Annotated in this window: 21 protein-coding genes and 4 pseudogenes; 13 read left to right on the top strand and 12 right to left on the bottom strand. The window is 24.8% G+C overall.

Going from position 1 to position 24162, the window contains the following annotated elements; translation table 4 throughout:
• Nucleotides 1-22: 22 nt before the first annotated feature.
• The 5 genes and pseudogenes from I5Q57_RS06255 to I5Q57_RS06235 all read right to left on the bottom strand — a co-directional run.
• Nucleotides 23-508, bottom strand: coding sequence for a PTS sugar transporter subunit IIA (locus I5Q57_RS06255; protein WP_215825719.1), 486 nt, complete (start codon nt 506-508; stop codon nt 23-25).
• A 415-nt stretch (nt 509-923) separates the two neighbouring features.
• Complete coding sequence (locus I5Q57_RS06250; protein WP_215825718.1) at nt 924-1280, bottom strand: hypothetical protein; 357 nt, start codon at nt 1278-1280, stop codon at nt 924-926.
• 263 nt (nt 1281-1543) lie between these two features.
• The gene (locus I5Q57_RS06245) at nt 1544-1867 is read right to left on the bottom strand and encodes a hypothetical protein (RefSeq protein WP_215825717.1); all 324 of its coding nucleotides are present in this window, start codon (nt 1865-1867) and stop codon (nt 1544-1546) included.
• Between the two features lie 22 nt (nt 1868-1889).
• Nucleotides 1890-2108: a hypothetical protein gene (locus I5Q57_RS06240; protein ID WP_215825716.1), complete on the bottom strand. Its 219-nt coding sequence runs from the start codon at nt 2106-2108 to the stop codon at nt 1890-1892.
• A 3-nt stretch (nt 2109-2111) separates the two neighbouring features.
• Nucleotides 2112-2372 (bottom strand): annotated as a pseudogene (locus I5Q57_RS06235) (IS3 family transposase); the annotation flags it as partial.
• A gap of 49 nt (nt 2373-2421) precedes the next feature.
• Here I5Q57_RS06235 and I5Q57_RS09925 point away from each other — a divergent pair.
• The 13 genes and pseudogenes from I5Q57_RS09925 to I5Q57_RS06170 form a co-directional block, all read left to right on the top strand.
• Nucleotides 2422-2520 (top strand): annotated as a pseudogene (locus I5Q57_RS09925) (helix-turn-helix domain-containing protein); the annotation flags it as partial.
• 224 nt (nt 2521-2744) lie between these two features.
• Nucleotides 2745-3044: pseudogene (locus I5Q57_RS06225) on the top strand (IS3 family transposase); the annotation flags it as partial.
• Entirely contained in the window at nt 3016-3912 is an 897-nt protein-coding gene (locus I5Q57_RS06220; protein ID WP_215825713.1) for an Mbov_0401 family ICE element transposase-like protein, read from the top strand. The pseudogene I5Q57_RS06225 and the gene I5Q57_RS06220, both read left to right, overlap by 29 nt.
• Before the next feature lie 292 nt (nt 3913-4204).
• The gene (locus I5Q57_RS06215; protein WP_215825712.1) at nt 4205-5863 is read left to right on the top strand and encodes a hypothetical protein; all 1659 of its coding nucleotides are present in this window, start codon (nt 4205-4207) and stop codon (nt 5861-5863) included.
• The gene (locus tag I5Q57_RS06210) at nt 5857-8673 is read left to right on the top strand and encodes an FtsX-like permease family protein (protein WP_215825711.1); all 2817 of its coding nucleotides are present in this window, start codon (nt 5857-5859) and stop codon (nt 8671-8673) included. Before I5Q57_RS06215 ends, I5Q57_RS06210 begins: the two co-directional genes overlap by 7 nt.
• Nucleotides 8674-8704: 31 nt before the next feature.
• Nucleotides 8705-9166: a hypothetical protein gene (locus I5Q57_RS06205; protein ID WP_215825710.1), complete on the top strand. Its 462-nt coding sequence runs from the start codon at nt 8705-8707 to the stop codon at nt 9164-9166.
• A gap of 268 nt (nt 9167-9434) precedes the next feature.
• A complete protein-coding gene (locus I5Q57_RS06200; RefSeq protein ID WP_215825709.1) occupies nt 9435-10010 on the top strand; it encodes a hypothetical protein in 576 nt (191 codons plus the stop codon).
• A 70-nt stretch (nt 10011-10080) separates the two neighbouring features.
• Nucleotides 10081-10764, top strand: coding sequence for an IS1/IS1595 family N-terminal zinc-binding domain-containing protein (locus I5Q57_RS06195; protein WP_215825708.1), 684 nt, complete (start codon nt 10081-10083; stop codon nt 10762-10764).
• 15 nt (nt 10765-10779) lie between these two features.
• Nucleotides 10780-11040: a hypothetical protein gene (locus I5Q57_RS06190; protein WP_215825707.1), complete on the top strand. Its 261-nt coding sequence runs from the start codon at nt 10780-10782 to the stop codon at nt 11038-11040.
• A gap of 473 nt (nt 11041-11513) precedes the next feature.
• Entirely contained in the window at nt 11514-11726 is a 213-nt protein-coding gene (locus I5Q57_RS09460; protein WP_246534679.1) for an IS3 family transposase, read from the top strand.
• 111 nt (nt 11727-11837) lie between these two features.
• A complete protein-coding gene (locus I5Q57_RS06180) occupies nt 11838-12215 on the top strand; it encodes an IS3 family transposase (protein WP_215827068.1) in 378 nt (125 codons plus the stop codon).
• A 21-nt stretch (nt 12216-12236) separates the two neighbouring features.
• Nucleotides 12237-12707, top strand: a pseudogene (locus tag I5Q57_RS06175) (IS3 family transposase); the annotation flags it as partial.
• A gap of 3 nt (nt 12708-12710) precedes the next feature.
• Nucleotides 12711-12938: a hypothetical protein gene (locus I5Q57_RS06170; RefSeq protein ID WP_215825706.1), complete on the top strand. Its 228-nt coding sequence runs from the start codon at nt 12711-12713 to the stop codon at nt 12936-12938.
• A 31-nt stretch (nt 12939-12969) separates the two neighbouring features.
• Here I5Q57_RS06170 and I5Q57_RS06165 read toward each other — a convergent pair whose 3' ends face one another.
• The 7 genes from I5Q57_RS06165 to I5Q57_RS06135 all read right to left on the bottom strand — a co-directional run bounded on the left by I5Q57_RS06165 (nt 12970) and on the right by I5Q57_RS06135 (nt 24115).
• Nucleotides 12970-16017: a DNA polymerase III subunit alpha gene (locus tag I5Q57_RS06165; protein WP_215825705.1), complete on the bottom strand. Its 3048-nt coding sequence runs from the start codon at nt 16015-16017 to the stop codon at nt 12970-12972.
• A complete protein-coding gene (thiI, locus tag I5Q57_RS06160; RefSeq protein WP_215825704.1) occupies nt 16018-17214 on the bottom strand; it encodes a tRNA uracil 4-sulfurtransferase ThiI in 1197 nt (398 codons plus the stop codon). It abuts the gene before it with no gap.
• 22 nt (nt 17215-17236) lie between these two features.
• Nucleotides 17237-18952, bottom strand: a complete 1716-nt coding sequence (locus I5Q57_RS06155) for a septation ring formation regulator EzrA (protein ID WP_215825703.1) — start codon at nt 18950-18952, stop codon at nt 17237-17239.
• A 171-nt stretch (nt 18953-19123) separates the two neighbouring features.
• Nucleotides 19124-19780, bottom strand: coding sequence for a transposase (locus I5Q57_RS06150; protein WP_215825702.1), 657 nt, complete (start codon nt 19778-19780; stop codon nt 19124-19126).
• Between the two features lie 414 nt (nt 19781-20194).
• The gene (locus I5Q57_RS06145) at nt 20195-21889 is read right to left on the bottom strand and encodes an ABC transporter permease (RefSeq protein ID WP_215825701.1); all 1695 of its coding nucleotides are present in this window, start codon (nt 21887-21889) and stop codon (nt 20195-20197) included.
• 14 nt (nt 21890-21903) lie between these two features.
• Entirely contained in the window at nt 21904-22815 is a 912-nt protein-coding gene (locus I5Q57_RS06140; protein ID WP_215825700.1) for an ABC transporter ATP-binding protein, read from the bottom strand.
• 157 nt (nt 22816-22972) lie between these two features.
• A complete protein-coding gene (locus I5Q57_RS06135) occupies nt 22973-24115 on the bottom strand; it encodes a DEAD/DEAH box helicase (protein WP_246534678.1) in 1143 nt (380 codons plus the stop codon).
• Nucleotides 24116-24162 lie beyond the last annotated feature (47 nt).

The following is a 24162-nucleotide window of genomic DNA, read 5'->3' as shown; positions in this document are numbered from 1 at the left end:
TTCATCTTTTTTATTAAATAATTTATTGAATTATTGCAATAACTTCACCAGCTTTAACGGCGCCTAATTTAATATTAGTAATTTTTTTACCTTTTAAACTATCAGGTAAAAAAATTAACGGCGATTGATTTGATTTAATCTCACCAGCAATTTCACTTCAATTAACAACTGCTAATAATTCATTAGCCTTTACTTTTTGACCTTGTTTAACTTTTGGTTCAAACCCCCTACCTTTTAAATTAACCGTATCTAAACCAATGTGTAGTAAACATTCTACTTTTGTTCGATGTTGAATTCCATAAGCATGATTCGTAGGAAATATTGAAGTTATCGTACCTGCAAACGGTGCATAAAACTCATTGGCAGCAGGAATTACTGCGACACCATCACCTAACATCTTTTTATTAAACACCTCATCATCAACATCAGTAATATTAATTACTTCACCATCTACTGGTGATAAAATTTCAATTTGCTTTTTTTTAAAAAAATTACCAAAACTAAACATTTAATTATTCTCCTTTCATATACTATATATATCTTTAATTATATGTGAAAAAATCACTTTTGTCATTAAAACAGTGATGGACGCATAAAGTTTTGTTAGGCAGGAAAAGGTTTAAATAATTTTGAAAGAAAAACAACTAAAAATTGATTACCTTTTTATTTGAAAAATAAGTAATAAAACAAAATATTTAATATTAATAAACATAATCTTAATAAAAGGTTATAAAACCTAAGTAAAATGCTTATAAAACCAACATTAAAATAATTTTTTACAACAAAAATCTACATAAGAAATATATACTTAATTTGAATATTGAAATAATTTATAGTAAATGATTATTTTTTCTTTTTTTAAAAATACCTAAGAAAACTAAACGCAACCAAAGTGATATATCCCATCATCTTACCTTAATAATTTATTTTATAATATTAAATCCAACATTATAACTAATACCTGTTGCTAAATAATACTTTTGCATTTTATTACTTCACAAATACACATCTAAATAACTAGTTACGGGCCAATCAACATATAAATCAAATGAACTAATTAAAGCTGCTGTTAAATCCGAATTACTAGCTCTTCATTTAATTTTCTTAACTTCAAGATCAACCCTTCACCGGATATTTAATTGACTATCAATAAATCTTCTAACATCATTAAGAATTTTGTAATAATAATATTTAGCATCCGTTAAAGAGAAATTATATGGTTGTTTTTGTTGTTCAGAAATATTAAAATCTTTTTTAAAAGTATTAACACAACAGTTCAATTAAAAATCAACGATTTTAAAAAAATAAAATCCTCTAAGATAATTTTAATATTCTGTTCTCATTGTTCTTCATCAACTGTGGGTGCATAACTTAAAGGCAGAGAATGAAAAAGACTTTTTTTCATTCAATTGTAAATTTATTATACATTTATTAATCAAAACTGCAAAACAAAAATTACAAACTTATTAAAATTTGCATATTTTTGAAAATATTAAATTAAAAAATTATTGTTTAGTTTATATGTTCTTCCATTTAGCATGTTTTAAAGCAGGGCCAGCGAAAATATCTTGCTTCCATAGCCTAGACATGATTTCACTAATCTAGATACATCAGATTCAACTGATACTCCAATATTCCAACTTTCTCCTTGATGTATAATGCCAACTCGATTATTTTTAAAGTACTTAAATATTTCTTTTGGGACATAAATTTTTAATAATTCCATTAAATTGTCATAATCACCAGAATAAAAATAATTAATAGCTTTTTGAAAAAGTTCTTCGCCATGATATAACTTTGAAAATAAGAATACTTTTCTTAATTCTCTTACAGCATGATATCGATCTAAAATATATTTAGCTCCCACAGAAAGATGCTAGTTGTTTAATTTAAGTTGCACCATCACCACCAACGACTAATTTAGCATTCTCAAAATTTTCATAAAATAATGTTCTTAATTCAAATAATCTTTTTGATAAGTCTTCAGTTGGCAATCTTTCATCCTTGCCAATAAAGAATGTAGTTCTCTTATTTTTCAATTTCTTTCTTTTTTTATTAATTGTTTTTTCATCATAACCAGTATGGTATTGCGACCCTTTTTTGGACACTTTTTATGTAGACTGTCATTTTCTAAATTCAACAGGCGTTAAATAATTTAAACTGCCATGTATTCGAATGTTATTATATCAATTAACAAAATCAAATAATTCGCATTTTAATTGTGTTAAATTTTCAAATTTTTTACCCTTGATAAATTCCGTTTTAAAAGTTTTGTAAGTTTTTTCGGCCACAGCATTGTCATAAGGACAACCCTTCGCACTCAATGATCTTTTAATATTAAAGGTTATTAAAATTTCATCAATGATTTTATTTTATTTGAAAGTAGGAAGATAAAACTGGGGGAAAAACTCATATTCAAATGAATTTAAAAAACAAATTGTCATGCTTTATCAAAACGGAAAAAGCATTGTTGAAATTATTAAAGAATACGGAATTTCAAAATCAGCCGTATATCAGTAAATTGAAAATTTTAATAATTTTGGGTCATTTAAAGTGCAAGATAATCGCACTGTCGAATAAAATGAATTAATTTACTTGCGAAAAGAAAACCAACAAACAGCGGTATTATATTTTAATGTATAAAAAATTAAAGTCAAAGTAGTAATTTTACATAAAAGCCTTTTAAACTTATCAAGTTGATGATTTTTTTTATTTTATCAAGAGTTTTCGACAAAATTAAAAAAATAACTTTATTTCATACTGATCGTGGTAATGAGTTCAAAAATAAAATCATTGATGAAATTTTAATAACCTTTAATATTAAAAGATCATTGAGTGCGAAGGGTTGTCCTTATGACAATGCTGTGGCTGAAAAAACTTACAAAACTTTTAAAACGGAATTTATCAAGGGTAAAAAATTTGAAAATTTAACACAATTAAAATGCGAATTATTTGATTTTGTTAATTGATATAATAACATTCGAATACATAGCAGTTTAAATTATTTAACGCCTGTTGAATTTAGAAAATGACAGTCTACATAAAAAGTGTCCAAAAAAGGGTTGCCATACCACCATTTCGACATTAGATAAGAAAGTTAAACAAGACCAAAGAATTCGTTTAGTTACTTTTCATGCCGGACATAAAGAAAAAAAATACAAAAATGCTCGTAGAGAGTTAGAAAATAAACGAGGTCATTTTCTAATGTTAAAAATTGGTAAACGAATAAATACGATGGATTATCGTAATTTATTAATTAAGGAATTAAAAAAACATTATGTAAATATTAATTATGACAAAATAATTGTTTGTGGCGATGGTGCTACTTGAATTAGAGAAATTGCCAATAGTTTTGGTAATGTTAGATATATTTTAGATGGTTATCATGCTATTAAAAAATTAAAACAAACGGCATTTAATATTATTTTTGAAAATCGCAAAGTAGCATTAAATAGTTGAATTAAATTATATAAGGATGACAATCATCAAGAATTAATCAAAACCATTCGTAATATTGCTAAAAATGAATTAAATAAAGATATTAAAACAAATTTAAGAAAGGCGAGTAATTATTTCAGTAATAATAAACAAAGTATTCATCATCAAAATTTAGAATGAAATATCGGTTGTAGCATTGAAAGTGATGTATCTCATTTAGTAAAACAACAATTAGGTTACGGGGCAAAAATATATAATCATAAGAATTTAAATAACTTATTACATTTAAGAATTGCAAATTTAAACAATTTAAATGTATTACATTACATTAATGAAAATATTAATTCAGAAATAGAAATCAGAAAAGAAATATATAAAAATTCATTATGAAATAAATATAATAATAAAAATGATGATAGTTGAATTAACTATAAAGGTAATGCTGTAACAAATAAATATAATAGATTTAAGTAAGTAAAAATATTAGTTAAAATTTAATAAAATTAATAATTTTTCATTGTGTAAAAATTCAATAATATGATAAAATAGTAACAAATGACAATAACAAGAAAGGTATGGTTAGTTTATTAATTAAATAATATAATTAGCTGATTGTTTTACTTCTTCAAAACAATACCTAAGAAAACTAAACGCGACCATAATTTCTTACAAGGTTGCCGTTCGCAAATAAGTTGATATAATTATTTATGTTAAAAAATATTTATCTTTTTTATAATAATTTATTAAGTTGAGGTTAGATACATTTATGAAACATTGAAAATGAAACAAATTATTTAAGCAAGCCTTTTGGGGAGCATTTAAACATAAAATCCAAATTATTTCATTAATTTTATTAACTATTATCTTATCAACAACAATTACCTTAACTTGAATTACGACAAGATGACTCTTAGATGGCGAAACAGCAATGAATAGTGCTACAACACCATTTAATTATAATTATCGCTTTAATAGTAAAAATAGTCCTAGTATTCAAAACATATCACCAACATTTAATATTTGTACTGCTTTTAATAAAAGTTCATTAGCAGAATCTAATACTAGTAAAAGTATAAAAGATAACAGTACACCAATACTTACCATTGCAAAAGATAAAAATGACCCTACGGGGTGTTTATTACCATTAATATCAGAAAGTTTAGATATTACGGAAAAAATAGCAAGTGATAATAATATCACAATTGAAAATATTTCCTTTAAAAATTTACTAAAATGAGAAAAAATTAATACAAATAGTTCGGCCTTTAAAAATTCACTCTTTGGTCAAATTTTAAATAAAAAATATCATGACATTCCTAATAACGAATTTAAAATATTATATGAACAATATACAGCTTTGGTTGAACAATACATTAACCCAATTTTTGCCTTTTATTTATTTAATCTTTATAAAGCCAATATTGATAAACTTAAATATCCAAAAAAAACAACTGATGCTGATTATTTTGACAAAGTTAAAGCATTTAAAGAAATATTTTTAAGAGACTTTGTTAATGCCCATAATGGCAACAGTTGAATAAGAGATATCAATAATGAAACTGATTTATCTAGTGATAATGTTCCAATTTTTGGTGGCGGAATTAATATTTTTCAACAATTAACAAAAGAAGATTATGAAAAAAGGTTTCCTCGGGCAACAAATTTTAATAACAAAGCTTTTTTTAAACAAGGTTTTAAAGGCGATTTAGGAAATATTTTAATGAATATTAACAAAGATAATAATGAAATTAATTTTCAACTAATGAACGACCACATAAATGATAATAAGGATAGTAGTTATCTCGATGTTGCCAAATATCTAACACTTCCGATTAGTGGAACATCTTTAAGAAATAATTGAGATATTTCGCAAGCAATATGAAATCACCATAATAAATTAGTTGGCTTATTAAGTAACTTTAATGTCAATTTACGCCAAGAGTATTTATTTTCTGATTTTGCCACTAATATCCGTTATCGTGTAATTAGTATTAATCCTAATAATGACCCTAAAAAAAATAATATTAAAATCATTAGTGGCACCTATCCTACTGGTACTAATCAAATTGTAATTAATCCTCAGTTTGCTGAAAAATATAATTATAAAATTGGTGATACTCTTAAAATTGGTAGCTATAAATTAATAATTACTGGCATTGGTGGCGATAACTTTACATCGTTACCTGTTGTTCATCCAATAAATTTTCTTCCTAATCCAGCAAAAGAAGCCGTCTTATTCGTTAACCACCAATTATTTATTCGTGATGAATTCATTCGTTATAGTGATGTTGAAGATATATCTAATGTCTATTTAACATACACAGGAAATCATATTGCCAATGATTTCGAATTATTTCGACTTTTTCTTAATGATAATTTTAAAAAAAAAATAACAGCATTGAAGCTGTTTATCAAAAAATGTTAGCTTACAATAACAACCCTCGAGACATTCAAAAAATTACTGAAGATTTAAAAATAACTTCAACAATTGAAAATAGTGACAGCAACAATTATATTAATCGTGGCTTTAATTCGTTACCAACAATTACTAGAACATATACTTGATTTAGTATTATTATTGTTATTTTTATGACAATGTTAACAGTTTTTGCAACAGTATTAATTATTAGAAAAACCGTTGAACGCAACGCAACACAAATTGGTGTTTTGAAAGCATTAGGCTATGAAAATAAAACAATTATTGGTTCATATTGATCTTATGCCTTAATAACAACAATTATTGCTGTACCCATTGGTTGAATTGTTGGTAGTATTTTACAAATAGCCATAATGAAAATTTTTGAAAATTTCTTTACAATTCCAAATAATATTTTTTATTTTGATATTATTCCTTTTCTAATTGCTTTGGCAATTAATATCATTGTAATTTTAATTACCGTAACAATTACTGCTTATAAACAAGTAGCACAAAGTACAATTACCCTATTACGACCTAACAGTGATAATAAACCTTCAAAAGCAATTTCTGGCATCCACAAAAGATGATTTGCATTTGGAAGCTTTAAAACTCGGTTTCGTTTGGCATTGGCATCAGTTTCATATAAGAAAATTATTATTATGTTTATAACAATTCTTATTGCTTCATTCACTATCGCTATTGCATTAATGATCCCCGCTGCTGTTCGCAGTCTTGATGATTCTTATTATGGACTTTTAAAATATCAAACTAATGCTGAATTTCAACAACCGATTAGTAATATCCCAACAACTCGTTATAATTTATACCCTTGAAAAGGGATTGATGCTCAAAATCAAAGTCTTGATTACCCAATTACCGAAATTCGTCCAGTAGCTGATTACTATAAAGATGCTCCTGCTAATTCTTGAAAAAAACTTAGTGATAATACCCAAAACATTAATTTAGATAATATTTTAAAACAAATTGCTTATAACTATTATTGAACAGGTGGCAGAGGAATTTCTTTAGGTTGATTAGAACAAATTTCTAAGGGTTTTAATAATAATCCCAAACTTTCAGGATTATTATCCACAATTATTTGTCCAATGGTAAACACTATTTTAACAACTAATGCCGAAATAAGCACTAGTGATAACTGAAGAACCTGTACAATGAATGCAATTGAAACAGCTGTTCCTTCTTATATTAAAGACTTTCTTAATATTTCTGGAAGAAAACAACGCTTAACAATTACTCATAATACTTTACCTTATAATGCTAAAGAAGATGAATTATATACATATTATGATGCCAACTTAAATAATGTCGCTTTTAAAACCCTAGGAATAAAACCAAATAGTGATATGATTGCATTAAAAGAAAGTTCAAAATATATCCAAGAAAAAAAATGACTTGATAAGATTCCGGCAGTTATTAATCGGGCAATGCAAATAAAACATAATTTAAAAGTTGATAGTATTTTTGAAAGTGAAGTTCAACAAAAACAATTACAATATATGAGTGCTAATAATAAATGATATCCTGCTCACACTTCATTTTGAATTTATCGTGATGAAAATAACTCTGAAAATATCTATAATATGCCTCTAGATAAATGAAGTATTAATGATAATAACTCGCCTTATGGTTGAACTAACCATTATGGTTATAAAGAAAACGATATTGGTGATGACGACATTGCTAAAAGTTATCGTAACTTAAATGAAATAATTTTACGATTACCCAAAGAAGAAATAACAATTGATAATATCAAATACCCAGCAATTAAAGATGAATTTTTAAAAGAAATTATTAATGCAAAAATACCAACAAATAATAATAAATTTGTTATTGAACAATCACCCGACAATAAATGATGACATATTAGAGCCTTTGTGCCATTTGCTACTAAAAATAAATTCATTGATGAAAACTTTATGACATCAGCACTAAATCTATTAAATCAATCATATGACAATCCATTATGAAATATTTTTATTGCCATACTAGACGGTAAAACTATTGGTAATAAAGAAATACCTAAAATTCTAAAAATTGATAACACCCCAATACAGCAAAAAGTTAAATATCAAGTTAAAGCAATTCATGAATCTTATGGTGAATTAAAAGTTTATATTAATCAACGAGTTGCTAATCAAATTCTTGGTTTTAATGCCACAACAAGTAGTGAAATTTATAAAAAAGATCCTTTTAATAATGAGCCATTATGATTTAATGGTCGGTTATCATCTAATCCTGAATTAACTGATGTTACTAGTAGATATTCAACAACTGCAACTCTTGGTGATTATTCAATTGCTAGTTTAAATGATAATGTTGCTAGTACTGTTACTAACAGTGAACTATTAACAGTAAAACGAGAATTAATTAAGAACTTAACAACAGTGGCTTCTAGTATTGCTGCCATCTTTATTTTAAGTTCAATTAGTCTATCCGTAATTATTGTTATAATGATTTCTAATCTTCTTGTCCATCAGTTTGCTAAACTAATGGCGATTATGAAAATTCAAGGGTATAAATATCGTGAAATTAATAGTTTAACTTTATCAATGTTTATTCCGGCCGCTATTATGGGATTTATCGTTGGATTTATCAGTGCTTGATTTATTTGTCAAGTTATCTTATGAACTATTGGAATTTTTACCGGATTAATTATTCCCCTATATTTCCAATGATGACTTTTACCAATAACATTAGCAACAATTACAATTATTTACACACTGACTTATATAATTTCAACTGAAACATTAAAACGAATGAATGTACTTGAATTAGTAAAAAGTAGTGACAAGTAAGTTATTTAAAGCAGAAAGGCTACAAAAACTAATGAAAAAAATATTTCCAACTTATAAAAAAGCATTTTTTTCAATGTTTAAAGTAAAAGTTCAAATGATTTTACTAATTTTGCTAACAATAATTCTCACTGCTATTATTAGTCTCGCCATGTCAACAATTAATAATTTAAAGCAAAGTAATAATTTTATGGGGCAAGAAGTAAAATATGATTATTATTATAAATTTAATTTTTCTAACACTGATTTTACAGAAAGTAATAAATTAACAGTTAGTGACTTTAGTATTAGTAATAATCCTAATGATGACAGTCTAATAACATTGAAAACTAAAAATGTGCAACTAATAACTAAAAAAGTTAACGAGCAATATACTATTGATGATATTAAACTAGTTAATTATTTAACATGAGAACAAATTAATCATCAAAGTTCTTATTTTCAAAAATCAATTATTGGAAAAATTCTTAAAAAAAAAATATCATTATGCCATTAACAACATTGAATTTAAATAACTTTTTAATAAATTTATTAATGTAATTGATATATATTTTTCTTCTTTACTTAATAAAATGTTATGAAATTATTATATTAACATTTATAAAAATAATCCGAATTTTTTTCAATATCCACCTGATAATAATATTGAAATTTTTAAACAATATTTAATTACTAATTAACTAGCAGAACCAAATCCAAGTTTAAAAAATAAAACTAATATTGCTAAATCAGTAACTACAAAAACAATTGAAAATAATATTTTAATGCAAATGCAAAATGAATTAGCGGGGATAGCTACTAATTTTAAATTAACAACAAGAAGAGAATTTATTCTTACTAACTTTGCAAGTAACTTTAATTATCGGTTTGTTAACATTGATAGTCTTAATCCTCATTCCTTAAAAATTATTCAAGGTACAAGTCCAGATGCTAGTAATCAAATTGTTATTAGTCCCCAGTTTGCAAAATTACGAGGCTATAATATTGGCGATAAAATTAAAATCACCAATTTTAATTTTATGATTACTGGTATTGGTGGTGATAATTGAACCGTTTTACCTTCTACTAATCAATTAAATCCAATTCCTAACTATGCCAATGAACCAATAGTTTTTCTTAAAAATTGAGTATTTTTTGATAATTTTTTACAAAACAAACAAATTGTTAAAGATATTTCTAGTGTTTATTTAACTCATCAAGGAACTAAAAATAAATTAGAAAAGGATTTAACTAATTACAAAACATTACTTAGTGACTCATTTTTATTAAAAAAACCTTTGAATCTTAATATTCCCATTAAAATGGAAAAATATAACTCCTCTGATTTTTTAATTTTGTAGAAAACTCTTGATATGTATTAAATATACTTAATTTTAGGTATATTTAATATGATAGAGGTGGGTAATAATTATGGAAAAAATAATTCAAGAACTAGTAAATACTTTAACAGATGATCAATTTTTAGAATTTTATGAAAAAGTCAAACAACAAGCAGAATTAATAAAAAAACAAAAACGTTTAAATGAAATTGATCAAAAATTTAGAGCACAAGGTATTAAATGCCCTAAATATGAATCTTACCATTGCGTTAAAAATGGACATAATTCAGAAGGAAAACAAAAATATTTATGTAAAAATTGCCGTGCAAGTTTTGACGCTTTTCGTAATCATTTTATTTATTGAAGTCATTTAAATTATGAACAATGAAATTTATTGATTCAAATTTCATTGCTGGGGCAATCTAGTAAAACAATTTCTCGTTTTATTAAAACTACATTAAAAACTGCTTGATATAATCATCAAAAATTAATGAAATCAAAACAATTAGAAAATACCCAATTAAAATTTAAAAAATTATCTGGTAAAATCCAAATCGATGAAACATTTATTAAAGAAATTCATAAAGGAAATTTCAAACATAAAACTGATTCACAAAGAATTCGCCTTGACCCATTCGCAACTAATACTAAATGCTGTATTCAAATGGCAGTTGATAATAATAACAATATTTATGTTAAATCCACAAACACCAAACGTTTACAAAAACAATGAGTTATTGAAAATATGAACAAAGAATTAATTAACCAAAATTAAATTATTACTTCTGATATGCAAAAATTATATTTTTTAGTAGCAAAACAAACAAATTCTACTTTATGTGTAACTAAAACAACAATTAATCCTGAAGCTAGTTATCGTAACTTAAATAAAATCAGTAAATTACAATCTAGTCTTAAAGAATCCTTAATTTATTATCATGGTTTAGGTTTTACTAATATTCAAAATTATTTAAATCTCTGAAAATGAAAATACCAACATAAGGGTTTAACTCCAAACCAACAAACAGCGGTATTATATTTTAATGTATAAAAAATTAAAGTAAAAATAGTAATTTTACATAAAAGCCTTTTAAAATTATCAAGTTGATGATTTTTTTTATTTTATCAAGAGTTTTCGACAAAATTAAAAAAATAATTTGGTTTCTAAATACACCAAATTAAAATATCGTAATCATAAAACAATGGTTAATAATGACCAAATTAGTAATGTTTTAAATCGTCAATTTAATAACAAAAAACCCTAATGAAGTTGTTGTTGGTGATTTAACGTATGTGCAAGTTGGAGGAAAATGACATTATATTTGTTTATTAATTGACTTGTTTAATCGATAAATAATTGGCTATAGTGTCTGACCAAACAAAACCGCTGAACTAGTTCAACAAGCTTTTCATAAAATAACACGACCATTAAATAAAATAACTTTATTTCATACTGATAGTGGTAATGAGTTAAAAAATAAAATCATTGATGAAATTTTAATAACCTTTAATATTAAAAGATCATTGAGTGCGAAGGGTTGTCCTTATGACAATGCTGTGGCTGAAACAACTTACAAAACTTTTAAAACGGAATTTATCAAGGGTAAAAAATTTGAAAATTTAACACAATTAAAATGCGAATTATTTGATTTTGTTAATTGATATAACAACATTCGAATTCACGGCAGTTTAAATTATTTAACGCCTGTTGAATTTAGAAAATGACAGTCTACATAAAAAGTGTCCTAAAAAGGGTTGCCATACCAGGTTTTAAAGCAAGTGGCGCTGATAATTGGCAAAAAATAGGAAATTATTAACAATAATAAAGAAAAATATCCTGTGCTAAAAATGTGGAAAAACTCATATTCAAATGAATTTAAAAAACAAATTGTCACGCTTTATCAAAATAGAAAAAGCATTGTTGAAATTATTAAAGAATACGAAATTTCAAAATCAACATATTATTATCAAACTAATAATTGTGTTAAGTATGATGTTAATAATTATGAAGAAGAAGTTATCAGTATATTTAATAAAAGTCGTAAAATTTATGGTGCTCGTAAAATTAAAGCTGTTTTAATGAGAAAAGATATGATCTTATCGCGTCGAAAAATCAGATTCCTTATGATCAAAAATAATTTGGTTTCTAAATACACCAAATTAAAATATCTTAATCATAAAACAATGGTTAATAATGACCAAATTATTAATTTTTTAAATCGTTAATTTAATAACAAAAAACCTAATGAAGTTGTTGTTAGTGATTTAACATATGTTCAAGTTGGAGGCAAATGACATTATATTTTTTTATTAATTGACTTGTTTAATCGAGAAATAATTGGCTATAGTGCCAGACCAAACAAAACCGCTGAACTAGTTCAACAAGCTTTTCATAAAATAACACGACCATTAAATAAAATAACTTTATTTCATACTGATCGTGGTAATGAGTTCAAAAATAAAATCATTGATGAAATTTTAATAACCTTTAATATTAAAAGATCATTGAGTGCGAAGGGTTGTCCTTATGACAATGCTGTGGCTGAAACAACTTACAAAACTTTTAAAACGGGATTTATCAAGGGTAAAAAATTTGAAAATTTAACACAATTAAAATGCGAATTATTTGATTTTGTTAATTGATACAATAATCTTAGAATACATGGCAGTTTAAATTATTTAACGCCTGTTGAATTTAGAAAATGACAGTCTACATAAAAAGTGTCCAAAAAAGGGTTGCCATACCAACTATCTTGAACAACAGCAAGTATCTTTATTTATATCTTACAAAATTTCTTTCTTTTAATAATTCCCTTCTCTTTAGTTTGATGAGTAATTTTAATTAGTTTTGTTATTATTATAGTTATTTATTCATCAACATATATTATGACTACTTATCATTTAAAAAAACTTAATGTTCTGGAATTAGTAAAAAACAGTGATGAATAAAAAAATCTTATCTAAATTAGATAAGATTTTTTTAAATACTTATTACTTTTAAAGTTCGTAAAACTAAATGAATTTTATCATTATACTTTTCAACAGTAACATTAACTAAGACAATAGTATTTTCTTTAAGTTGTTCTTGATATTGCATATATATATTACTAAAAACTGTAACATCACTTGTCCCATAATCATCACTTACTGTTAAAAAACACATATACTGACCATCTTTAGTTTTAATTTGTTTAATCCGATTAATAAAAACCAATACTTTAACTTTTAAATTAATCAATTTATCTAGATTTTGTAATTTAATAATTTCTTTTTCTAATTGCAATTGCTTTTTAATTAAAAATAAAGGATGATTTTGTAAATAGAAACCAAAATATTTTAACTCATCTTGAGCTTTTTCTAATAAATTATCTGGTTCTTGTTTTAAACTAGGTATTGCTACCAAATCATAATTTAGGGTAATATTATCATTCCTTGATACCTGAATTAATTGTGCATAGCGGAAAGCTAGTGTCATATTTAATTTCATCGTTTTTCGTGAGATTTTAAATTCATCTAAAGATCCCGCAGCAATTAATGCTTCTAATATGCTTATATTTAAACCTTTAAGCACCATTCTCGCCACAAACGAGAAATAATCAGTATATTGTCCATTTGCTTCTCTTTCAACATATATTGCTTCATACATTACCATTCCCACCTGCTTAATTATCGTGAGCGGTGCCCTAATCATATGATTCTCAATAATAAAATTTTCTGTTGAAAAATTAACTGATGGTGGCAATATTTTTAGATGATATCTTTGACATTCTTTAAGATACTGTTCAATTTTATTAGCACTAGCAATCACACTAGTTAATAACGCACACATAAATTGTAATGTATAATTAACCTTCAAATAAGCCATTCAATAACCTAATAATGAATATGACACCGCATGACTGCGATTAAACCCATAACTAGCAAACTGATTAATATCATCATAAATTTGATTAACAGTTTTTTCATCATAACCATTAGCAACACCAGAAGCAATAAATTCTTTACTTAATAAGGTCATCTCATTCTGATTTTTTTTACTAATTGCTCTTCTTAAAATATCAGCTTTTGCTAATGAAAAATTAGCAATTTTTTGGGCAATTAAAATAATTTGTTCTTGATAAACAATAATTCCATAAGTTTTTTTTAATATTGGTTCTAAATCAGGATGTAAATACCAAACCGCTTCTTGCTTTAATCTTCTTTTAATATATGTCTTAATATGTTCTTGCGGACCAGGGCGAAATAATGAACTTGTAACAACAATATCTTCTAAATTTTTGGGTTGAATGGTTATTAAAATTTGTTGCATTCCTTTAGACTCTAACTGAAAAATCCCGGCCGTATATCCTTCACTTAATAATTGATATGTTTTACTATCATTTAAGGGTATTTTATCTAAACTAATCATCATTGATAAATCTTTATTAATCATATTAAGAATTTGCTTTAAAATTGTTAAATTTCTTAAACCTAAAAGATCCATTTTTAGTAATCCTAATGATTCTAAATGATTCATTGAATATTGCGTTAAATAAATATTGTTATAACCTTTTTGAATTGGAACAATTTGCATTATTGGTAATTGTGATAAAACAACACCAGCAGCATGCGTTCCAAATTGTCGAGGTAAGCCAATAATTTTTTTTGCTAATAAAAATAACTGCGGATATTGTGTTATATACACTTGTAAAATTTCAATTTTACTAACAGCTAATGATAAATCTAAATTTAAATCTAATGGCACCGCTTTACTGATTTTATCAATAATATCTAAAGGAATATTTAATACTCTTCCCGTATCTTTAAGAGCAATTTTACAAGTAATGGTTTGAAAAGTAATAATTTGGGCGACATTATTTTTACCATATTTTTCAACTAAATATTTTATTACTTCTTCGCGACGATCATCTTGAAAATCAATATCAATATCTGGCATTGATATTCGTTGCGGATTTAAAAATCTTTCAAAAATTAAATCATATTTTATTGGGTCAACTGTAGAGATTTGTAATAAAAATGCTACCAAACTACCAGCAACAGACCCTCTTCCCGGGCCGACCATAATATTTTGCTCACGAGCATATTTAACATAATCATAAACAATAAGAAAATAATTAGCAAAACTCATTTCACAAATAATTGATAATTCATAAGATAATCGTTGTTGATAACGATAATCATTATTAATTTCCTTATTATTTTGTAATCGTTGTAAACATAAGTTTTGCAAATATTCATTGCTCTTAACACCAATTGGTGGCACATACTGTAACATATTTTCCTTAATATTAAATTGTAATTGTAAATTAACATTATTAATTAACTGTTCCAAATTAATTATTAATATTTGTTTATATTCACAATAAATATCAAATGATAATAAATAATGATAATTACTAAAATCATTAACATTAGTTTCTGCTAACAATTTTTGTTCCTTAATAGCTTCAATTAACTGTAATGTTTGATTATCATCCGATTGTAAATATTTTACTAAATTACAAGGAACAACTAATTGTTGCTTATCAATTCAATATTGAATATTACTAAAATTATCCTGATTAATTCCCATATATGTGCGGGCCTTTTTTTGGATTCTTGTTAAATATTCCGCTTGCATTGTTAAAGCCATTGCTAAAGTATTTTGTGGTTTAAAAATAACAATAATCTCATTTAAATGTTCTAATAATTGTTCACAACTAATTGTTGAATTATTAGAAATAGCAATTATTGAAGAAATAAGACAAAGTTGTTCATAACCTTGCTGATTTTTAGCAATAACAATTAATTCTAATTTCAAATTACGAGCAATATCTAACACATCAATATCAATGCCGATAATTGGTTTAATATTATATTTTTGACATTGTTCATAAAATCGTATTGCCCCAAACATTGTATTCTTATCGGTTAATGCTAAAACTGAAAGATTATTTTTAATTGCAAACTTAAAATAATCTTTTAACTTTAACGGTGAACTTAATATTGAATACTCACTGTGAACATTTAAATTAATAATTATTTCCACCTACTTTTTTTCAAGAAAATTAATTTCTTGTTTTATAATATTATTTTCAACTGTTAATGCTAAAATCTCTTCTCATAAAATGCTTTGTTCTTGTTTCTTAGCAATAGCAATTATCGGTTTAATTACTGGATTTTGAGAAACAAATAATGAACAACAATCTATAAAAGGAATAATTGATGTTTCATAAGTATTAATATTTTTAGCAATATTAATAATTTCATTTTTATCATAAGTAATTAATGGTCGCAAAATTACCATATCACTAACATCAGCAATAACTGATAAACTTTCAATTGTTTGTGATGCTACTTGTCCTAAAGAATCACCCGTTGCTAAAATTTTAATACACAATTTTCTTGCTAAATAATTAGCAATACGCATAAACATTCGGCGCATAATTGTAATCTGATACGATGATAAAGGAATATGGTTTAACTCTTGTTGTAAACTACTAAAATTGCATATATATAATTTTGAAGCAACATTACCGCTATAAACTCCTAAGGTTTTAACTAAATTGATAACTTTTTGTAATGATTCATCTTTAGTATATGGTGGAGTTATAAAATGTAAATAATGAACTTCCAATCCGCGTTTCATTAATAAATAAGCACTAACTGGTGAATCAATCCCACCACTCATAAGTAATAATACTTTTCCGGCAATACCAACAGGATAACCTTTTAATCCGGTAATTTTATCAAACATAATAAAAGCATTATCAATTTGAATTTCTAAATATATCGTTAATTGTGGATTTGTTAAATTAACTTGACAATCTTTTTTATAATCTAAAATTAATCCAGCAATAACATTAATTATTTCTAACGAAGTACAATGAAATTTTTTATCAATCCGATTAACATCTAATTTAAATGATTTAAATTCTAAATTGCTAATCAATGTCAAAATTTCCTTCTGAATAACATTTAAATCTTTAATAACTTGTTTAGCAAAAGAAAACGAAGTAATTCCAAAAGTATTTCTAATAATATTAGTAATTTTTTCAATTTCAATAGGATTAGCTTGATGTTCATTTAAATAAATCAACATCCGACTATGTGTTGCAACAATATTTAAATATTTAAATGCGATTAACTTAGCTTTTAAATTTTTTTCTAACTGATTAATAAATAAATACCGATTCTTACCTTTAGTTGATAATTCACCATAACGAATTAAGATAGTATCATTCATTTTTAATTATCCCTACTCTCTATTACCTTTTTTGCAATCTTTTATGTAACCGTTGTTCACACGAATACTCTAATGCTTGTAATACTAACTGTAATGCATCTTCATAATTAGCGCTGTTATAAATTAGCTGTGCGCTTTTAATTTTATTGTTAACACTATCATCAATATCACAAAATTTATAACCATAGACAATTGCTCGTTGAATTAGTTGGTCAATGATGGCAATATTTTTGATTTTACTATGTAATTTATAAATATTATCTTTTAATAAATATAACTTGCGTAATAACCGCTTTTGTTCTTGTAAATTATCACTAATACTAATTAATTCTTTAAGTTCCGAAAATGAGTTATAAACATCACTAATCCGGTCTTTGAAAGTATAAGCAATTTTTTGATAAGTAATTTTATTTAACTTAGCATTTAATTGCATTAATAAGATTCCTAAATGTGAAAGTAACTGTTTTAATTGCTTTTCTTCTTCAGTTTTTTGCGTTATTAATTTGTACACTTGTTCTAAATGAACTTGAGTTTTTAAAGCATTTTCTAAAATTTTTACCTGTAATTTAACCAATTGATGATAAGCATTAGTTTTTGTTTGATTCATAATCACAATTAATTCATTCATTTGTGAACTTAAATTCTTAACTAATTTTTGACTATTATTAATTATTTCTTTTTCCATTGGCAAAAATAAATAAATAGTTTCAATTTGTACTAATTCTTTTTTTAAATTTTCAAAACTATTTTCAATTAATTCAACTAATTTAATGGTTGGCTCATAGTAAGTTGAAAAAATTGTTTTTAAATCTTTTTCTTTTTGTGATTGATAATTGAAATTAGCTAGCAAAACCAGAATTTTTTCAACTCTGACTTGCCCCTTTTTATATTGTAAATTATCTAACAATTTTTTAACTTGTTGAACTTGAAGATTAACATCATCAAATAAATTCACAAACTGCTCTTGCAAAATAATATCATTACCTTTATTCATATATAAAGTAGTCATTTGTTTTAATTGTTTGGGAATAACTTTATGTACAATCGTTAATAACTGCGGAATCTTATCTAAAATTTCTGTAAAGGAAATTAAACCAACAGCAATCTTATCAAGAATTTGATATGACTTCAAAAATACTCCTTTAGTTAATTCAATTTCAAAGTTATATAACATATTTTGTAAAACATTAACTAAATAATCTAATTTTTCAGGATTTATTGCCACATGAATTTGTAATTTAGTAGCATTATTAACTAACTGATTAAAAAAACTTTTATATAATGATGCTTGCTCGCGTTGGGTTAATTCAATTTTAAGAGCATTTTCATAATCTAATAATAAGTCGCGTGATTTTTTATTTAACTTATTAATTTTTGCTAATAATTGTTTTAACTTATATAAACTAAATTTCTTAATATCTTGCTGATCTTGTTTTAAAATTATTAATGCTAATAGTTCTTGACTATGCTTTTCATAAAGAAAAATCCAATATGGTAAAATTGTTTTAAATTCATGATGATAACTAGCAATTTCTGATAACCGATATAATCTTTGACGCAGTGGCAATAATTTAATTATTTCTAAACAATTAATGATTTTACCTTCTAAAAATTTTCTTTGATGCAAAATAAATAATAATATTTGTCATATGATAAGAGAAAATATTAACAGAAAAATTAAACCGGTTATTAATCAATGATATCAATTTCATTCTTTTAAACTAATAAATAATCTCATTATTTACAATCCTCGCATCTGCATTTCGATTTTAATTATAACATAAATTTTATTACATAAAATGAAGCAACCTTTTAATTTTGTAGAAAACTCTTGATAAAATAAAAAAAATCATCAACTTGATAATTTTAAAAGGCTTTTATGTAAAATTACTATTTTTACTTTAATTTTTTATACATTAAAATATAATACCGCTGTTTGTTGGTTTGGAGTTAAACCCTTATGTTGGTATTTTCATTTTCATAGATTTAAATAATTTTGAATATTAGTAAAACCTAAACCATGATAATGAATTAAGGCTTCTTTAAGACTAGATTGTAATTTACTGATTTTATTTAAGTTACGATAACTAGCTTCAGGATTAATTGTTGTTTTAGTTACACATAAAGTAGAATTTGTTTTTTTTGCTACTAAAAAATATAATTTTTGCATATCAAAAGTAATAATTGAATTTTGGTTAATTAATTCTTTGTTCATATTTTCAATAACTCATTGTTTTTGTAAACGTTTGGTGTTTGTGGATTTAACATAAATATTGTTATTATTATCAACTGCCATTTGAATACAGCATTTAGTATTAGTTGCGAATGGATCAAGGTGAATTCTTCGTGAATCAGTTTTATGTTTGAAATTTCCTTTATGAATTTCTTTAATAAATGTTTCATCGATTTGGATTTTACCAGATAATTTTTTAAATTTTAATTTGGTATTTTCTAATTGTTTTGATTTCATTAATTTTTGACGATTATATCAAGCAGTTTTTAATGTAGTTTTAATAAAACGAGAAATTGTTTTACTAGATTGCCCCAGCAATGAAATTTTAATCAATAAATTTCATTGTTCATAATTTAAATGACTTCAATAAATAAAATGATTAAGAAAAGCGTCAAAGCTTGCACGGCAATTTTTACATAAATATTTTTATTTTCCTTCTGAATTATGTCCATTTTTAACGCAATGGTAAGATTCACATTTAGGGCATTTAAATATCTTGTGTTCTAAATTTTTGATTAATTTCATTTAAACGTTTTTATTTTTTTATTAATTCTGCTTGTTGTTTGACTTTTTCATAAAATTCTAAAAATTGATCATCTTTTAAAGTATTTACTAGTTCTTGAATTATTTTTTCCATAATTATTATCCACCACCTCTATCATATTAAAAATATACCTAAAATTAAGTATATTCAATAAATATCAAGATTTTTCTACAAAATTAAAAAAGCACAACCCCATTGAAAACCTAAACAATATCTCGGTGCTTAATAACTAAAACTGAACCAATATTTAATAGCATTGCAAATATCCCATAACCAATAGCTACTGCTGTTGAATTTAAAATGTGATTAATCTTTTGAACTTCAATCCGTCCTTCATTATTTGTTATAATTTCAAAATCACGATATGAATTTAAATAATTTTTTTGTTTATCAAAATCAATATATGAATTACCTGTGGGGCTAAAAAAGAAATCATTAAATCCTAAAAATGTTGTTCACATTTGATTTCAATGTTCAAAAAGATTAAGAAAACTAATAATCCGATATGTCTTCATTAATGATTGATAATCAGCCCAATTTTTATTTATTGATAATGATTGATTAGTTAATAATTTCAAATGACGAACTTTCACTAAAATATTATTATCTAATTCTTGAATTGCAAAATATACCTTATTACTAAACAAATCATTATATTTTTCAGATAATTTTTCATCAAATTCATAATTATAATTCTCTCTAAAAACAGTAAATGGATTTCATTCAGATATTTTTTTGTTCTTAACTTCGATATATGTTTTACTAGTAGTTGAATTATTTTTGTCAATATCTAATTCCACTAACGAAACATTTTTATCTTTAGTTAGTTCAACAACTTGTGGTGATAAATCATTATTAATAAGTTGTATTAGTTCATATTGGTATTCATTACTAGCATCTAATTGTTCTAATGTTTTAAAATATGTTTTAAATCGAATATGCAATTTAACATCTTTATTCTTTAAGTCCTTTGTAAGATCTCCTGTTCATCGTACAACACTACCCTCGGCAGTAAATGTCTTAATTTCATCAGTATATAAATCAAATTTTTTATACATTGCTCTTCTTTTGTCATCAATTTTTGTTAACCTTGCTGTAAGTTGTTCATATTCATATTCATTATAAAAATTAAAAATTTCGGTTACTAATTTAGAGTAGCGAATTTTAATATTAGTTTGGTTATTTTCAAGTTTTTTGACAGCATCATTAAATAAGATTATTTCTTTAATATTATTAATATCAAAAGTGTCCGCACCAATAGTAACTGTTTGTTTATTACTAATTTCTTTAATTAAAGAATATGGTAATCCGCCTAATAAAAACATACTGCTAAAAACAACTAATATTAAAAAAACAATATTTGATGAAAATATTAAAGCTGTTAATATTGAACCTGCTAACACAACAAAACTAAGAAATGATGAGAAAAGCATTAATTTTATCATCATATTTAAAAGTAAAATAAACTGAGCATGCTTATTACTAATAGTACTAATAACATAGCATAATAAAATAGCTATTCCTAAATTAATTGCAATAAATAAAAAAACTACAAATAATAAACTTAAATATTTAGAAAATAATATTTTAAATCGTGAATAAGGTTTAGAAATTAATAACAAAAATGTTCCATCAGTTATTTCTTCACTAATAATTCGAACTACATTTAAAACAATAAAAAGAAATAATAATAAATTTAAAAATACTAAAATAATATATTGAAAATTTACTAAAAAACTATCATTATCATTTCCTAATTGAATAAAAAGAACTATTATTGTTATTATAAGACTTAATAAAGTAATAATTTCAATTATTAACGTTAACAAAGAAACTAATATTTTTCTTAAAGCAAAATTAAAAATCGGTAAAAAATTATTACTTGATAAAATTTTCATATTTTATTCCTTTCTTACAAATTAAATTTTTCACTGATTAAAGTATTATAAAAGAAATCTAAATCAATCGTATATGGCTCAATCCGATAAATAATTAGATTATATTCAATGGCATAAATAAATATCTTATTAATTTCTAACGAATTTTTTAATTTAAAGAAAAGATCATTACTTTCTTCTCTAAATAAATAGTCAATATCATTATCTTTAAAAAATATCACCATCGCTTCATTATCCTCGCATTCAATAACAAATGAATTTGTTAATTGAAAACCACTAATTGGTCCACTATATAATAAATTACCCCGATAAATAATTGAACATTCATCAATAACATCTTTAACTTCATTTAATAAATGAGTTGAAAAAAAGACTGTTTTACCTTGATTAACTAGTATTCTTAAATAACCTAAAATTTGTTTTCTTGTTGTTGTATCTAAATTTGCTTCCGGTTCATCTAAAATTAAAATATCCGGATTATGAATAATTCCCTGAATTACCATCACTTTCTTTTTCATACCACTAGAAAAAGCATTCATATTTTTATTACGAAATTCTCAAATATTAAACTCTTCCATTAATGATTGTAATCTTTGTTTAATCTGATTATTTTTTAAACCATTCATTTTAGCTAGTGATTTTAAAAACCGATAAGTTGTAATATTACGAGGAAATTTAGTAAACTCGGGAACATACCCAATAGTTTGTTTTGCTAACGGTTTTTTAGCATCTTGACCATTAATATAAATTTTACCGCCATCATAATTAATACCACCAATTAATGATTTAATCGTAACTGTTTTCCCGCTACCACTAGCACCAATAATCGCATGCATCTTGCCACTACTAACTTTAAGTGAAATATCATTAAGTTTAAAATTATGATATTTTTTTATTAATCGTTCAATAATAATTGAAAATTTCATCTGTTTCTCCTTATTTATAAAAAGTATTTAACTTTGCTAATAATTTTAATGAATTTTGATAATTTTTGCAAATTTGATATTTAATTTTAGTTTATTGAATAGTAAAAAACATCATTAGTTAAAATGATGTTCTTCTGTAATATCCTTAAATTCAGTATTAAGTATTGTACGGGTTAATCTTAATGTTTAAAGTTTGTTCTAATCTTTTAATGTCAATTAATTCTTTTTTATTATTTACTAATGTAATTGCAATTCCGGTTTCGCCAGCGCGTCCTGTTCTTCCAATACGATGCACATAACTTTCTTGTTCACGAGGTAAATCATAATTAAAAATATAATCAATCCCATCAACATCAATTCCCCGTGCTGCTACATCAGTAGCAATTAGCACTTGAACTTTATTAGTTCTAAAAGCATTCATTGCTTTATTTCTTTCACTTTGTCGCTTATCACCATTAATAATAGCTGACTTAATTCCATTTTCTCATAATATTTTAGAAATTCTTTCAGTATATGCTTTGGTATTAGAAAAAACAATACTTAAATTTGGTTGAATTTTCAAAAATAAATCCACTAACGCGCGATCTTTACTTGTATTTCTTGTATTAATAAAATATTGCTTAATATTATTTAATTCCGCAGCATTTCTTTTAATACTTATTTGAACCGGACTATTTTGATAGTTATTAGCAACTTCTAAAACAGCACGATTCATTGTTGCTGAAAACAATAATGTTTGATACTTTGATGTAACGCTAGTAAATATTTTATCAATATCTTGTTTGAATCCCATTTTTAACATTTCATCAGCTTCATCTAAAACTACAGTTTGAATATCATTCAATCTTAAAGTTCTGCGTTGAATATGATCAACAATTCTTCCCGGTGTCCCAACAACAATATTACTATTTTTTAAACTATAAATTTGTCTTCGTAAATCCGAACCACCAAATAATGCTGTCGCATTAACTCCTTCTAAATAAAAAGCATATTTTCTTACTTGATCTAAAACTTGTAATGCTAACTCTCTTGTTGGACAAACAATCATTGCTTGTACTCTTCGTAGTTTTGGATTTAAATTATTTAAGATTGGTAATACAAATGCAGCAGTTTTTCCTGTTCCTGTATGACTTTTTCCAATAATATCATAATTTTCTAATGCTAACGGAATTGTTTTCTTTTGAATTTCAGTAGGGTTAACATAACCCGCCTTTAAAATTGCGCGCTTTAAGTTATTATTTAAATTTAAGTCATCAAAACTTATATTATCTTCCTTTAAATTTAATTCATTAAAACTCATATTTTTTCCTCCTTGAATATAGTTGCATAAATAAATGGTGTTATGAC

The organism is Spiroplasma endosymbiont of 'Nebria riversi' (assembly GCF_018831625.1).
Lineage (GTDB): Bacteria > Bacillota_I > Bacilli_A > Mycoplasmatales > Nriv7 > Nriv7.
The sequence above is the reverse complement of the archived record's forward strand: the minus strand, read 5'-3'. Positions and strand labels throughout refer to the sequence as shown.